The organism is Bradyrhizobium japonicum USDA 6 (genome assembly GCF_000284375.1).
Taxonomy (GTDB): domain Bacteria; phylum Pseudomonadota; class Alphaproteobacteria; order Rhizobiales; family Xanthobacteraceae; genus Bradyrhizobium; species Bradyrhizobium japonicum.
This window is the reverse complement of sequence record NC_017249.1, coordinates 5,615,861-5,629,029: the sequence shown is the minus strand read 5'-3', so window position 1 is coordinate 5,629,029 and position 13,169 is coordinate 5,615,861. Positions and strand designations below refer to the sequence as shown.

Here is a 13,169-nt window from a genome sequence, read left to right as displayed (position 1 = left end):
CGCAGCATGGTACCAAGGCTCTTGGTACTAAGGCTTTTGGCAGCAAGGCTCTTGGCATCGAGGCTCTTGGCCGAGAACGCTGACGGCTTACCAATCCGGATCGCCGTAGGGGTCGCCCATATAATAGGGCGGGGGCATCCAGGGTCCTCGCGGCGGCGGCCTGGGCCGGCGGGGTGGGGCCGCTTGCACGTGCGGCCGCGCGGGCGCAGCCGTCTCGTTGCTCGTCACGCTCCGCACGGCGGGTTTCGCGGGTGCGGGCGTGGATGACGTCGTCAGTTGCGTTTGCAGCGCCTGGACCTGCGCGGCGAGGCGCGCATTGTCCGCCGTATCCTTCTCCTGCGCCGCCTTGAGCTGTTGAATGGTGTCGGCCTGTTCGCGCAGCGCCTGCTCGTTGCGGCTTTTCAGTTGCTCGAGCTTTCCGTTGATGCTCGCAAGCTCGCTGGTGATGCTCTTGAGCGATTGCGCGAGATCGGACGATGAGGGGTCAGGCGCCGTGGCGCCGGTTCTTGGCGCGTCAGGTCTTGCAGCCTCAGCTCTTGGAGCGCTTTCCGTTTCCTTGCCGAGCGGCGGCGCGGGCAACTGACCAGGCTCATCCGCAGCAGCCAGTTGTACGGCTGGCGGCTGCGCCGGACTTTCGACCGCGGACGCTCGCGAGGGCTTGCTCGCGGCCGGTGGAGCCCACCGCGCCATGATCGACCTGGTCATCAAGCTGGCTTCATCGCGATATTGCGAAGCAAAGGCGGCACCGAGAAGGCCGATCGCCAGCACGAGGCCAACCAAGGCACGCAACATGGTCCGATCTCCCTTCAGGCCTTGATTGCCAACCTTGCTTTCCGGTGCAGGCGCCTTGTCCCTGGGAGCCTCGGCTGCCTTCGCACCGGCGCTGGCTTGCGGGGCCCGTGGGGCTTCGTTGCCGCGTTCCATTCCAGAAACCAGCCGGTCCAGCCGCGCAAGCTCTTCCTCTGCACTCTTGATCTGGTCATAGGCCCGCGCCAGCCCGCCATCGGCGCGCACCTCGTCAGGCTTGTCGGCCTCAGGCTTGTGGGCCTCAGGCTTGGGTTCGTCAGACCTGGGTTCGTCAGGCTTGGGGTCGTTCGCTTCAGGCACCGATGCGCGCTCCATCCAGTCGGGCGTTAATGGGAGTGCGGCAGTCCGATTGTCGGAAGGATAGGCCTCACCGTTGTCCAACACAACGCGCGCGCGAAGGAGAAATTATGGCGGGCTACGGTTGCTGAAGCAGCCGGGCGCTGCTCCCCGGGGCATCCCCGCGACGTGCGCTGCTATCGTGGGAGGAAGCGCCATGAGGGTCTCACCGCGACACTCGTCTTGCTTCTTTCAGGTCCGGCCGCGGCCCAGGAGTGCCAGACATCCTCAATGGCCGACGCCTGCATGAAGGAGTACGTTAAGGCGACGCCGGAGGCCCAAAACGCCACCAAGTAAGCCATCCGGGACTGGAAGCAGAATCTGGACAGAAAGGTCTCCGCAGAATTGTCCAGCAGGAGCATACTCGCATTGCAACACGCTATGGAGGCGCAGGTTCGTGCGGAGCTGGGGCGCCTGAGGGAGTCCTGGCGAAGATCAGGTAGGGAGGGGCGCAAAGGAGGATCCAATGAAATCGCTTCTGCTGCTCACGGCGAGCGGTCCGCTGCTCATTCTCACCTCGCACCAGTCCCTGGACGACCAGAAGCTCCTTGGGGTGCTCAGGCAAAAAGGTATCGGCAAGTTCGTCGCGTTCGAGGTTCCCTTGTCGCTCGCCAGAGAGCGCTACGGCGGGCACTTTCACGCGGTCGAAAGCAATCTGCACGAGACCGATGATTTGAGGGTGCTCGACTTCAACGGCCAGCGGGTCTTTCAGCTCTTTCATTTCGAAGAGCTCGGTTCACCGATCCTGATAGAGCGGTCGTGATCCGGTTTGTTCGGCGAAAGGGGATGTGTTGAGCAGGGCTGTTCCGAAGATACGCCGATTGAGGTACGGTGGAAGCCTGGACCCTTGGAGTCTGCCATGACGTCATACACTGTCGGGTTGAAGCTCGGGGTGCGTGCCAAGGTGCTCACGATCGAAGCCGAGGACGCATTGGTCGCGGCACTGAAGATCAAGCTCGAGAACCCCGAGGCGCTCGTCACCTACGTTCGCAAGTCAAATCGGCGTGGCGATCGTCGCCACCCGCACGAAGTGCAGCGGGCCAAGACAACCGGCTAGCTAATGCCGAGACCGCAGCAAGGAGCCCGGATGAGCCGACGGGTCGGCGCGAAGCGCCGCCCGATGACAGGCTCCGCGACATCCGGGAGTTCATTCGACGAGTTTTCCCGGATGTCGCTGCGCTCCATCCGGGCTACGCTCGCTGGCTCATGTGTCTTCCGGCCTCGCGGCTTCGGAATACGCAGCTGTTGTTAGTGACGTGTCGCGCGGATTTCGAGCGTCGTCTGAGTGAGCCTGGCCACGAACCCCTCAAAATGCATGACCCTTTGTCTGGTCAATTGTCCATGCAACTCGGCGATCTTCTGGGATTCGGCGATCAACGATCCGCACACCTGTTTCGCGTACTCCATCTGAAGCTCAAAGGCCTCGACGGGTGAGCGCGCCGTCGCGAGCTTTCCCAGGAAGGTCCAGGCGTGCTCAAGCGACGTCCTCGTGTAGTCGCTATAGGCATCGGCAATCGCCTGCGTGCTGGCCTGGGAGGGTTCCACCGGTGCGACGGCGCTCGCAGCGATCTCCATCCCGGAAGCCTCGACCGGCAAGGCTGCAGCCGAGGGTACCTGCGCACCGACCTCTGGGCTCGTCTCTTGCCTTATCTCTTGCTCGTTCTCTTGCCTGTTCTCTTGCCTAGTCTCTTGGCTGATCTCCGCCGAGGCATCCGGCAATTGATGGGCTGCAGTTGCGTGTTGCTCACCGGCCCTGGTCCGTTGCCCGGCCTTCTTCTTCGCGCCGCGCCGGCCGGATTTTCCCGTTGGCTTATTTTCGATCGTCCCCAACATTGCAAATGACTCCTGAATATCGATGAAACCGCAAGCCTCCGTCGGGTTTGCGCTGAAATCGCGATTGCGGGTTGTCGCTTGCGTGGCGGCCATGTGGTGAGATTTTGCCGGGCATCGGCAAGGCCATCCCGCCGGGTCTTGACCGTCCTGCGCGCGAGACCGTGCTCACCCGATCCGCGTCATCGATCCCGTCGTTGGCGAGATTGATCCTCACGCGTGCGTCGTCACCGGAACAGGGCGACATAGACCACGTAGAGCCAGCCCAGGATGCCGTGGATGATCGCCCACAGGATCGAATGATTGTTGGTGTAGGAGATTGCGATGGCGAGTGCGGAGCCAAAGCCCACGCCGTATTTGGCGCCCTCGACCCGAACCCCGTAGTAGCGATTGCCGTTCATGGCGGTCCTTCCTGCGGGCCACGCTTGCCCATCATGCCTTATAAAAGTCTTCCGGTAGTTGTGAAATGGCACACAGACGGCAGCCCTCGGGTCTGCTTCTATGGCGCCGACACCAGACCCCCGTGCGCTGCTCGGCGATGCGCACCGTGTGGTTGGCATTTGGCAATTTCGGGATGATCGCTATGGGCGTTTTCAATCGCACGGCCATGCTTTGCAGCTCTTTCATCGTGTCCACCATGAGCGGGTGAACCGAGAGATTTCGCGTGCGCGCAACGGCGCGTGCAGGGATTTTTCTTGAGGCCCCGCCGGTGACGGACGGGGCCTTTCCATTTTCATGTCAGCCCACGACTGCCCGGCGGTGCCTTCGCGAAGAAGGATGCAGGGTCATGTGGGAGTATTTTGGACCCGATTTCGCTTTTGACGTGGTGAAGGGATTTGTCGCCGGCGTTGCCTCCATGGCGTTTCAGGTCGTGGCGCCGCGGGCGTTTCACGCCGCGAAGCGATTTCGCGCGCACTGGGTTGCCAGAAAAGACGCAAGACAAGCCGCAAGGCAAGCACGTCGCAACGCGCCGGCGAATGATGAGCAGTGAGAAGCCAATGGTGACACGCGATGGCAGCCGCTGTTTGCGACCGAGGGAATAGAGCGGGGGCGACACCGTTTGGTTGACGACGGCTACATGCCGAGAGTCCGATGAAGAAATGATAAGGGCGGCCTCTCGGCCGCCCTTTGTGTATGCCCGGGTCAATACCGGATCTAACGATCGATCGTCGCTCGCTACCTCACGAACACCCCGTCGTGCTTCCGCAAGTATCGCACTTCATGCAGGTGCCATTCCGCACCAGCGTGAAGTTGCCGCACTCCGAGCACATCTCGCCTTCGTAGCCCTTGGCCTTGGCTTCCGCGCGGCGTTCGGCCTTCGAGGGGGCTGCGACCGTTGCGGCGCTGCCGGCCTTGCTCCACTGGAGGGCTTCCAGCTTCTCGGTGGGCGAGAGGTCGTGGGCCACTTCCTGCTTCAGCGCGACCGCGCCTTCCAGAGCATCGCCGACCCGTGCGCTGGCGCCGTGGGAGGCGAGAGCCGTGACCTTGCTGCCGCCGGTCGGGGCGCTGTCGTTGCCCTGGGTGACCGCGGCGGACCCGCCGCGCATCACGACGAGGTTGTCTGTGCGGGAGCGGGTGAGGCCGCGCGAGACCAGCTTGGTCGCGTGCTGGGTCTCGTCCGGCTCCTTGCCTTCCTCGACGCCCTTGCCGAGCGCGTCGAAATTCGACTCGGTCGGATCGACATGGGCGAGATCGAAGCGCGACATGTAGCTCACCGCGAGCTCGCGGAAGACGTAGTCGAGGATCGAGGTCGCGTACTTGATGCTGTCGTTGCCCTGCACGGGGCCCGCCGGCTCGAAGCGGGTGAAGGTGAAGGCGTCGACATATTCGTCCAGCGGCACGCCGTACTGGAGGCCCAGCGACACCGCGATGGCGAAGTTGTTGATGAAGGAGCGGAGTGCCGCGCCTTCCTTGTGCATGTCGATGAAGATCTCGCCGAGACGGCCGTCATCATACTCGCCGGTGCGGAGATAGACCTTGTGGCCGCCGACCACCGCCTTCTGGGTGTAGCCCTTGCGGCGATCCGGCATCTTCTCGCGCTCGCGCATCACGATGATGCGCTCGACCAGCTTCTCGACGATCTTCTCCGAGACCTGGGTGGCACGCGCCGCCATCGGCTTCTCGTAGAGCGACTCGACCGCATCCTCCTCGTCCTCATCGTCGGCGATGAGCTGCGAGTTGAGCGGCTGAGAGAGCTTGGAGCCGTCGCGATAGAGCGCGTTGGCCTTCAGCGCGAGTTTCCACGACAGCATGTAGGCGGACTTGCAGTCCTCCACCGTGGCGTCGTTCGGCATGTTGATGGTCTTGGAGATCGCGCCCGAGATGAAGGGCTGCGCCGCCGCCATCATGCGGATGTGGCTCTCGACCGACAAATAGCGCTTGCCGATCTTGCCGCAGGGGTTGGCGCAGTCGAACACCGAATAGTGCTCGGCCTTCAGGTGCGGGGCACCTTCCACCGTCATCGCGCCGCAGATGTGGACGTTGGCCGCCTCGATCTCGCGCTTTGTAAATCCGACCGCCTGGAGCAGGTCGAAGCCGGGGGCCGCGATCGCCTCGGCGCCGATGCCGAGCTGATCGCGGATGAAATCCTCGCCAAAGGTCCACTTGTTGAAGGCGAACTTGATGTCGAAGGCGGTCGGCAGGGCCTTCTCGACCTTGGCGATGGCTTCGTCCGTAAAGCCCTTGGCCTTCAGCGTCGAGGCGTTGATGCCCGGCGCGTTGGAGAGCGAGCCGTGGCCGACGGCGTAGGCCTCGATCTCCGCGATCTCGCTCTCGCGATAGCCGAGCGCGCGCAGCGCGGACGGCACCGCACGGTTGATGATCTTGAAGTAGCCGCCGCCGGCGAGCTTCTTGAACTTCACCAGGGCGAAGTCGGGCTCGATGCCGGTGGTGTCGCAATCCATGACGAGGCCGATCGTGCCGGTCGGCGCGATCACCGTGGTCTGGGCGTTGCGATAGCCGTGCTTCTCGCCGAGCTCGAGCGCCGCATCCCAGGCCGCCTGTGCGCGGGCGACGATGTCTCCTTGCGGGCAGGAGACCAGATCAAGCGGCACCGGGTTGACGGAGAGCGCCTCGTAGCCCGAGGCCTCGCCATGCGCGGCGCGGCGGTGGTTGCGGATCACGCGCAGCATGTGCGCGGCGTTCTTCTTGTAACCGGGGAATGTGCCCAGTTCAGCGGCCATTTCCGCGGAGGTCTTGTAGGTGATGCCGGTCATGACCGCGGTCAGCGCGCCGCAGAGCGCGCGGCCTTCCTTGGAGTCATAAGAGAGACCCATGGTCATCAGGAGGCCGCCGATATTGGCGTAGCCGAGGCCGAGCGTGCGGAACTCGTAGGAGAGCTCGGCGATCGCGCGCGACGGGAACTGCGCCATCATCACGGAGATTTCGAGCACGATGGTCCAGAGCTGGCAGAGGTGCTCGTAGCCGGCGACGTCGAACTGCTTGGTCGTGGTGTTGTAGAACGTCAGCAGGTTCGCAGACGCCAGGTTGCACGCCGTGTCGTCCAGGAACATGTATTCCGAGCACGGATTGGACGCGCGGATGTCGCCGGACGCCTTGCAGGTGTGCCAGTCGTTCATGGTGGTGTTGAAGTGCAGGCCGGGGTCGGCCGAGGCCCAGGCGGCGTAGCCGATCTTCTCCCAGAGGTCGCGCGCCTTCAGCGTCTTGGTCACCTTCTTGGAGGTGCGGGCGTTCAGGTTCCAGTCGCCATCCGTTTCAACGGCGCGGAGGAAGTCGTCCTTCAGCGAGACCGAGTTGTTGGAGTTCTGGCCGGAGACCGTGAGGTAGGCTTCCGAATCCCAGTCGGTGTCATAGACGTCGAACTGGATGTCCTTGTAGCCCTGCTTGGCGAACTGCATCACGCGCTTGATGTAGTTGTCAGGCACGAGGCTGCGGCGCGCGAGCTTGATCTCGCGGCGGAGCGCCGGGTTCTTCTCGGGATCGAAGCAATCGTCGCCCGAGCCTTCGCAGTTCACGCAGGCCTTCAGCACCGCCTTGAGGTGCTTCTGGTTGATCTTGGATCCGGTGACCAGCGCAGCAACCTTCTGCTCCTCCTTCACCTTCCAGTCGATATAGGTCTCGATATCGGGGTGATCGACGTCGACCACGACCATCTTGGCCGCGCGGCGCGTGGTGCCGCCCGACTTGATCGCGCCCGCCGCGCGGTCGCCGATCTTGAGGAAGCTCATCAGGCCGGACGAGCGGCCGCCGCCGGAGAGCTTTTCGCCTTCGCCGCGCAGGCGGGAGAAGTTGGAGCCGGTGCCGGAGCCGTATTTGAACAGGCGGGCTTCGCGGACCCAGAGGTCCATGATGCCGCCTTCGTTGACGAGGTCGTCACCGACGCCCTGGATGAAGCAGGCGTGCGGCTGCGGGTGCTCGTAGGCCGATTTGGACTTGGTCAGCTTGCCGGTGAAGGGGTCGACGTAATAGTGGCCCTGGCCGGGGCCGTCGATGCCGTAGGCCCAGTGCAGGCCGGTGTTGAACCATTGCGGCGAGTTCGGCGCGACCATCTGCATGGCGAGCATGTAGCGGATCTCGTCATAGAAGGTCTGAGCGTCCTCGTCGGAGGAGAAGTAATTGCCCTTCCAGCCCCAATAGGTCCAGCAGCCGGCGAGACGATCGAACACCTGCTTGGCCGAGAGCTCGCTGACGAAGCGCTCTTTCTCGGGGAGAGCGGCGAGCGCCTCGGTGTCGGGCACGGAGCGCCACAGGAAGGAGGGGACGGACTCCTCCTCGACCTTCTTCAGGCGCGCGGCGACGCCGGCCTTGCGGAAATACTTCTGGGCGAGCACGTCGGAGGCGACCTGCGACCACTCGGTCGGCACCTCGACGCTCTCGAGCTTGAACACGACCGAGCCGTCGGGATTCCGGATCTCCGACGTGGTCAGCCGGAAATCGATCCCGGCGTAAGGTGACTGTCCCGAAGTGGTGTGGCGCCGCTCAATCCGCATGGTCTTGCCCCGTCCTTTTATCTGCCGGACTGCCTCCGCAAGGCGCCCGGGTCGCTATTTCGGTTCGCGATTCCTCCCGGGCCGCTTGTGGCCTTAAGGCTTCGCAGTTCAGCCGGTGGATCCGGCCCAGTTTCTCCCGGCGCGATGGTTCTCATCCGCCGGCATGTCCACACCCATCCGCCCCCAAGGGGATGTGCGCGACATGCGTTCAACGCCCCACACGCCACTTCAACCAATGCCATCCGAGCCTGTTGCCGGCCCGTTCTGGCGCCCGAAAAGTCTGCTTCCAGAGGGCAGACAAGCCCTCATCCCGCGGCCTTTGGCTGGCTTGGCGGAGTGGCGATTTGCGAGACCCTTTGGGGGAGTGCCGGCGGGACGCAAACTCACTCGCGCCGAACGGACCGAAAGCTAGGACTCTCCGTCGCGCCCGTCAAGAACTAGTGCGAGTTCCTGAATCAAATACTAAATATGGTGGATTGCGGGGGATAACAGGGGGCAAGCCCGCGCCTGTTGTTGAGCCAAGTATCAGTGAGTCCTCAGGGATTCCCAACCAAAAAATTTGCATCCCGTGACGATATGGACCCTTCACCCCGCTGTTCACAGGGCAGGTATATTTTTCGGGACCGGGTTGCCTCAGCGGGACTCACGTAGGGCTACGGAAGGTGAGAGCAGGCATGCCCGCCGGGGTGGTGGTGGCGCGTGCGAATCCGCGCCAAGCTGACCGCGATTTTGCCGGGTACCCCACATGCTTGATTCGACTCGCCGGGATGCGCGACCGCGCATCGCCCCGGCCGGCCTGATGTTCCTCGCCATCACCTCGATCGGCTGGGGCTTCAACTGGCCGGTGACGAAGTTCCTGCTGTCCGAGCTGCCGCCGCTGACGCTGCGCGGGGTGACCGGCGTGCTGGGCGCGGTCCTGCTCGCCGCCCTCGCGCTGGTCCGCCGGCAGAGCCTCAAGGTGGGGCCGGGGATCTGGCCGCGCCTGCTGACCGCCGCCGTCCTCAACGTCACCGGCTGGATGGTGCTGATGGGCCTGGCGCTGCTGTGGCTGCCGGCCAGCGAGGCGGCGCTGATCGCCTACACCATGCCGGTCTGGGCCTCGATCATCGCCTGGCCGGTGCTGGGCGAGCGGCCGACCGTGCTGCGCACGCTGGGGCTGGTGATGGCCTTCGTCGGCCTGGCCTCGATCATGGGCGGCAACGGCTTTGCCGCGAGCGTGGAGAAGCTGCCTGGAATCATCATGGCGCTGGCCGGCGCGCTCGGCTTCGCCATCGGCACGGTGTTCTCGAAGAAGTACCCGATCCACCTGCCGCCGATCACGGCCGCGGCCTGGCAGATCGGGATCGGCTGCCTGCCGATCTCGATCATCGGCCTCCTGGTCGAGACCACGCATCTTTCGCTGGTGACGCCGGTCGGCTGGTGGCTGCTGGTCTATTCCACCGTGGTGCAGTTCTGCATCGCCTATGTCAGCTGGTTCGCGGCGCTGGCGCGCCTGCCGGCCTCGGTCGCCGCGATCGGCACCATGGCGGTACCCGTGATCGGTGTCGTCGCCTCGGCACTGGCGCTGCACGAGCCGTTGGGCCCGGGCCAGATCGCCGCGCTGATCTTTACGCTGGCCGCCGTGGTGCTGGCGACGCGCTGATGCGGCGCGACAGCATGTAATCCTAGCCCGCGGTCATCCCGCCGCCGTTCAGCGCCTTCCTGATCATCTCGGCGAGCTGGTTGCGGCGGTAGGGCTTGGTCAGCAGCAACACGCCGTCGTCGAGCTTGCCGTGGTGGACGATGGCGTTGTCGGTGTAGCCGGAGGTGTAGAGCACCCTCACGCCCGGCCGGCGCTTGGCCACCTCTTCGGCGAGCTCGCGCCCGCTCATGCCGCCGGGGATGACGACGTCGGTGAACAGGAGGTCGAAGTCCTGGCCGGCCTCGATCATGTCCAGCGCCGCCCGGCTGTCGGGCGCGGCGACCGTGTCGTAGCCGAGGCTCTGCAGCTGCGCGGTGACGAAGTTGCGCACCAGCGTGTCGTCCTCGACCACGAAAATGGTCTCGGCGCCGCCTTCGGCCTGCGGCGCCACCGGGGCCGCCGCGTCCGTCATGCCGTCGCCCGGCGGCAGATAGAGCTTGATCGTGGTGCCGTGGCCTTCCTCGCTGTAGATCTTGATGTGGCCGCCGGACTGCTTGACGAACCCGTAGACCATGGAGAGGCCGAGGCCCGAGCCCTTGCCGACCTCCTTGGTGGTGAAGAACGGCTCGAAGGCTTTCTGCTGGATGTCCGCCGTCATGCCGGTGCCGGTGTCGCTGACCGCGAGCATCACGTAGGGGCCGGGCTGCACCTCCGCGTGGGCCTGCGCGTAGGCCTCGTCGAGCACGACGTGATGGGTCTCGAGCAGCAGCTTGCCGCCGTTCGGCATGGCGTCGCGGGCGTTGATCGCCATGTTGAGCACGGCATTGGTGAGGCGGGACGGATCGATGTGCGCGGTCATCGGTCCCTGTTCCAGCACCGTCTCGATCTGGATCTGCTCGCCGAGGGTGGGGCGCAGCAGCTTGGCGATATCGGCGATCGCGCCGTTGATCTCGACATTGCGCGGCTGGAGCGGCTGCCGTCGTGCAAAGGCGAGCAGATGCTGGATCAGCTCGGCGCAGCGCTCGGCGGCTTCGTCGATCAGGCGCGCCACGCGCTGGAGCTCGGGCTGCTGCTTCAGGCTCGCCACCAGCGTCTCGGTATTGCCGGAGATCACGGTGAGCATGTTGTTGAAGTCGTGCGCGACGCCGCCGGTCAGCTTGCCGATCGCATCCAGCTTCTGCGACTGGTGCAGCTGCCGCTCGGTTTCGCGCGAAGTGGTCGCATCGTGATAGACCAGCACGGCGCCGGAGACGTTGCCTTGTCCGTCGCGCATCGGCCGGCCGCTGATCATCAGATGGCGGGGATCGTTGCCGCTGTGCGGGCGGACGATCATCTCCAGGTTCTCGAAGTGCTCGCCGCGCAGCACGCGCGTCGACGGCAGCTCGTCCGCCCTGAGCGGCGTGACGCCGTCGCCGTGAAACACGTCGGACAGGGCGCGCAGATTGCGCAGGCTCATGCCGGCACGATGCAGCAAGATGCGCTCCGCGGCCGGATTGGACAGCAGGACAGTGCCCTCGGCGTCGATCACCAGCACAGCCTCGGCCATGCTGTGGAACGTGCTCTGGAGCACGTTGACCGACAGCCGCAGCTCATCATGCGCGTTGACGAGATGCTCGGTGCGCTCGGCGACGGCCGCCTCGAGTTGCTCCTTCGCCGCCGTGGTCTCCAGCAGCGTGCTCTTCAGCGCGACCGTAGTGCGCTGGCTTTCGCGCATCAGCATTGCGACCAGCAGCAGGATCACCAGCGCGCCGATCACGTCGATGCCGAGCAGGACGATGCCGGTGCGGCGGGAACTCTGGGCGCGTGCGGCGAGCAATCGCTCTTCCTCCGCGCTGAGCTGATCGAGATTGCCCATCACCGTGTCCATCAGGCCGCGGCCCTCGGCCTTGCCCTGAAGCGCGGCAACGCCGGCCTGGTCGTTCTCGGCGCGCAGGCGCATCACCTCTGCGGCGATCTCGACCCGGCGCAGCGCCAGCGGCTCGGTGCCCTCGATGAGCGCGACCTGATCGGGATTGTCACGCAGGCTGCGCTTGAGGTCGGCCAGCGCCGGCGCGATCTGGGCGTGCACCGCCTGAAACTCGTCGCTGAAGCTCGTGTTGCGATAGATTTCGTAGCCGCGCGCGGCGCTCTCGGCGCGCCGCATCAGCACGCGCAGATCGGAGATCTTCTTCTGCGTCTCGATGGTGTGATTGACCCAGGCGGCATCGTACCGCGACTTGACGTCGAGTCCGATCGAGGCGGCGGTGATGATCAGGAGGATTGCAAGTCCAGCACCGAGAATGACGCGCTGCGTTGGGATCAAGGGACTTCTTTCTTGTCCTTCGGCTGCGCGGGCTCGCCAAGGCATTCCCGGATCGTGGTCAGGAGCGCGTCCGGCGTGAACGGCTTGCGCAGGCAGCGTGTCGCGCCGAGTTCCAGTGCCATGCGGAGGAAATCGGGGGAGGGCGAGGCAGACGAGGCGAAGGCGTAGCCGGACATCGCGATCAGAGGGATCGCCGGGGCGCGCTCGTGAAAGATGCGGATGGATTCGAAGCCGCGCATGTGCGGCATGAAGATGTCGACCAGCATCACGTCAAACGTCTGCGCTTCGAGCGCAGCCAGCCCCGTTTCGCCGCCGTCAGCCATCGTGACATCGAAGCCCTGACGCTGGAGCAGGACCTCGATGGTCGCGCCGACCATCGGATCGTCATCTACCACGAGGATACGCGGCATGACATTTCCCAGTAGATCGAAGTCCCAACATTCATCGGTGATATAGGCGAATCGCGGGACGGGTCAATTTGGGATTGGATCATTGTAGATATGCACGGTGCGGTGAATAAAGGTCCCTCGCGCTCGCGTGCATAGATCCTCCCGCGCGGTGATGCGCGGGCTGCGCGCGAAACAGGCGATGAGCGCGCGACAAACGAAAGAGGCGCCGCACCGATGCGACGCCTCTTCCTTCAAGCGTTGTCGATCTGCTTACGGGCAGGGATGACGCTGGCCGTCATAGCCGAGATACGTGCCCGAGGCCGGATCGTAGGACTTGTAGCGCTGCGCGCAATAAGCCGACGAGTCACCACCGTTGTCCGGCACCACCGCGACCGACGGCTCGTCATAGTAGCTGTCGTCGCCATAGTAATAGGGATCGTTGTAGTACCCGCCGCCGTAATAGGCGTAGGAGCCGAGCCCGCCGATGGCCGCGCCCGCCGCGAAGCCGGGCCAGAAACCGCCGCGACGATGCCAGCCGCCACCGTGCCAGTTGCCACCGCCGCCACGCCAGTTGTTACCCGCGATTGCGAGGGGACGTCCGCCGCCACCACTAAACGTGGCGCCTGCGGTCGGACGCATGGCGAGGCCGGCGCTCGGGCGCATGGCTCCGGCTGCGAAATTCCCGCCGCCGCCACCGATCCGCGCGCCGGCAAAGTTGCCGCCGCCCATGCGGGCGCCACCACCACCGAAATGAGCGCCCCCGCCACCGCCGCCAAAATGGGCGCCGCCGCCACCGCCGTGGCCGCCACGGCCCTGGGCGAAGCTCGGCGTCGCCAACGGAAGAAGCAACGCGACCGCTGCCGCGGCGCTCAAAATTCTCAGACTGCTCATGTTCAAACTCCTTTTCCCGGAAGCAAACCTCTTGAAAGGCCCGC

The 13,169-nt window shown here is 64.8% G+C and carries 11 protein-coding genes; 3 read left to right on the top strand and 8 right to left on the bottom strand.

What is annotated here, in order from left to right:
- Nucleotides 1-87: 87 nt before the first annotated feature.
- Nucleotides 88-1,122: a hypothetical protein gene (locus tag BJ6T_RS26630; RefSeq protein ID WP_028169560.1), complete on the bottom strand. Its 1,035-nt coding sequence runs from the start codon at nucleotides 1,120-1,122 to the stop codon at nucleotides 88-90.
- 487 nt (nucleotides 1,123-1,609) lie between these two features.
- Between BJ6T_RS26630 and BJ6T_RS26620 the strand changes: the two genes are divergently transcribed.
- Both BJ6T_RS26620 and BJ6T_RS26615 read left to right on the top strand, forming a co-directional pair.
- Nucleotides 1,610-1,906: a hypothetical protein gene (locus BJ6T_RS26620; RefSeq protein ID WP_014495618.1), complete on the top strand. Its 297-nt coding sequence runs from the start codon at nucleotides 1,610-1,612 to the stop codon at nucleotides 1,904-1,906.
- A gap of 96 nt (nucleotides 1,907-2,002) precedes the next feature.
- The gene (locus tag BJ6T_RS26615) at nucleotides 2,003-2,200 is read left to right on the top strand and encodes a hypothetical protein (protein WP_014495617.1); all 198 of its coding nucleotides are present in this window, start codon (nucleotides 2,003-2,005) and stop codon (nucleotides 2,198-2,200) included.
- Nucleotides 2,201-2,391: 191 nt separating this feature from the next.
- On the opposite strand, the gene BJ6T_RS42680 is transcribed toward BJ6T_RS26615, so the two are convergent.
- From BJ6T_RS42680 to BJ6T_RS26605, 4 genes are all read right to left on the bottom strand, one after another.
- A complete protein-coding gene (locus BJ6T_RS42680; protein WP_028169558.1) occupies nucleotides 2,392-3,069 on the bottom strand; it encodes a phasin family protein in 678 nt (225 codons plus the stop codon).
- A 131-nt stretch (nucleotides 3,070-3,200) separates the two neighbouring features.
- The gene (locus BJ6T_RS47465) at nucleotides 3,201-3,374 is read right to left on the bottom strand and encodes a hypothetical protein (RefSeq protein ID WP_014495615.1); all 174 of its coding nucleotides are present in this window, start codon (nucleotides 3,372-3,374) and stop codon (nucleotides 3,201-3,203) included.
- Between the two features lie 31 nt (nucleotides 3,375-3,405).
- Nucleotides 3,406-3,600, bottom strand: coding sequence for a hypothetical protein (locus BJ6T_RS45940; protein ID WP_141378518.1), 195 nt, complete (start codon nucleotides 3,598-3,600; stop codon nucleotides 3,406-3,408).
- Between the two features lie 554 nt (nucleotides 3,601-4,154).
- Nucleotides 4,155-7,922, bottom strand: coding sequence for a vitamin B12-dependent ribonucleotide reductase (locus BJ6T_RS26605; protein WP_014495613.1), 3,768 nt, complete (start codon nucleotides 7,920-7,922; stop codon nucleotides 4,155-4,157).
- Between the two features lie 745 nt (nucleotides 7,923-8,667).
- Here BJ6T_RS26605 and BJ6T_RS26600 point away from each other — a divergent pair.
- Nucleotides 8,668-9,564, top strand: a complete 897-nt coding sequence (locus tag BJ6T_RS26600) for a DMT family transporter (protein WP_014495612.1) — start codon at nucleotides 8,668-8,670, stop codon at nucleotides 9,562-9,564.
- A 22-nt stretch (nucleotides 9,565-9,586) separates the two neighbouring features.
- Here the strand turns inward: BJ6T_RS26600 and BJ6T_RS26595 are convergent, their stop codons facing one another.
- From BJ6T_RS26595 to BJ6T_RS26585, 3 genes are all read right to left on the bottom strand, one after another.
- Nucleotides 9,587-11,845 (bottom strand): CHASE3 domain-containing protein, encoded by a 2,259-nt coding sequence (locus tag BJ6T_RS26595; RefSeq protein WP_014495611.1) that lies wholly within the window; start codon nucleotides 11,843-11,845, stop codon nucleotides 9,587-9,589.
- A complete protein-coding gene (locus tag BJ6T_RS26590; protein WP_028169557.1) occupies nucleotides 11,842-12,255 on the bottom strand; it encodes a response regulator in 414 nt (137 codons plus the stop codon). Before BJ6T_RS26590 ends, BJ6T_RS26595 begins: the two co-directional genes overlap by 4 nt.
- Nucleotides 12,256-12,504: 249 nt before the next feature.
- Nucleotides 12,505-13,125 carry a BA14K family protein gene (locus tag BJ6T_RS26585; protein WP_014495609.1) on the bottom strand — a complete coding sequence of 207 codons (621 nt, stop codon included), beginning with the start codon at nucleotides 13,123-13,125 and terminating at the stop codon, nucleotides 12,505-12,507.
- Nucleotides 13,126-13,169: the final 44 nt, after the last annotated feature.

Excerpts from the sequence above, each read along its gene's own strand:
- BJ6T_RS26630 (WP_028169560.1), bottom strand. The coding sequence starts at position 1,122 with ATGGAGCGCGCATCGGTGCCTGAAGCGAACGACCCCAAGCCTGACGAA.
- BJ6T_RS26620 (WP_014495618.1), top strand. The coding sequence starts at position 1,610 with ATGAAATCGCTTCTGCTGCTCACGGCGAGCGGTCCGCTGCTCATTCTC.
- BJ6T_RS26615 (WP_014495617.1), top strand. The coding sequence starts at position 2,003 with ATGACGTCATACACTGTCGGGTTGAAGCTCGGGGTGCGTGCCAAGGTG.
- BJ6T_RS42680 (WP_028169558.1), bottom strand. The coding sequence starts at position 3,069 with ATGGCCGCCACGCAAGCGACAACCCGCAATCGCGATTTCAGCGCAAAC.
- BJ6T_RS47465 (WP_014495615.1), bottom strand. The coding sequence starts at position 3,374 with ATGAACGGCAATCGCTACTACGGGGTTCGGGTCGAGGGCGCCAAATAC.
- BJ6T_RS45940 (WP_141378518.1), bottom strand. The coding sequence starts at position 3,600 with ATGAAAGAGCTGCAAAGCATGGCCGTGCGATTGAAAACGCCCATAGCG.
- BJ6T_RS26605 (WP_014495613.1), bottom strand. The coding sequence starts at position 7,922 with ATGCGGATTGAGCGGCGCCACACCACTTCGGGACAGTCACCTTACGCC.
- BJ6T_RS26600 (WP_014495612.1), top strand. The coding sequence starts at position 8,668 with ATGCTTGATTCGACTCGCCGGGATGCGCGACCGCGCATCGCCCCGGCC.
- BJ6T_RS26590 (WP_028169557.1), bottom strand. The coding sequence starts at position 12,255 with ATGCCGCGTATCCTCGTGGTAGATGACGATCCGATGGTCGGCGCGACC.
- BJ6T_RS26585 (WP_014495609.1), bottom strand. The coding sequence starts at position 13,125 with ATGAGCAGTCTGAGAATTTTGAGCGCCGCGGCAGCGGTCGCGTTGCTT.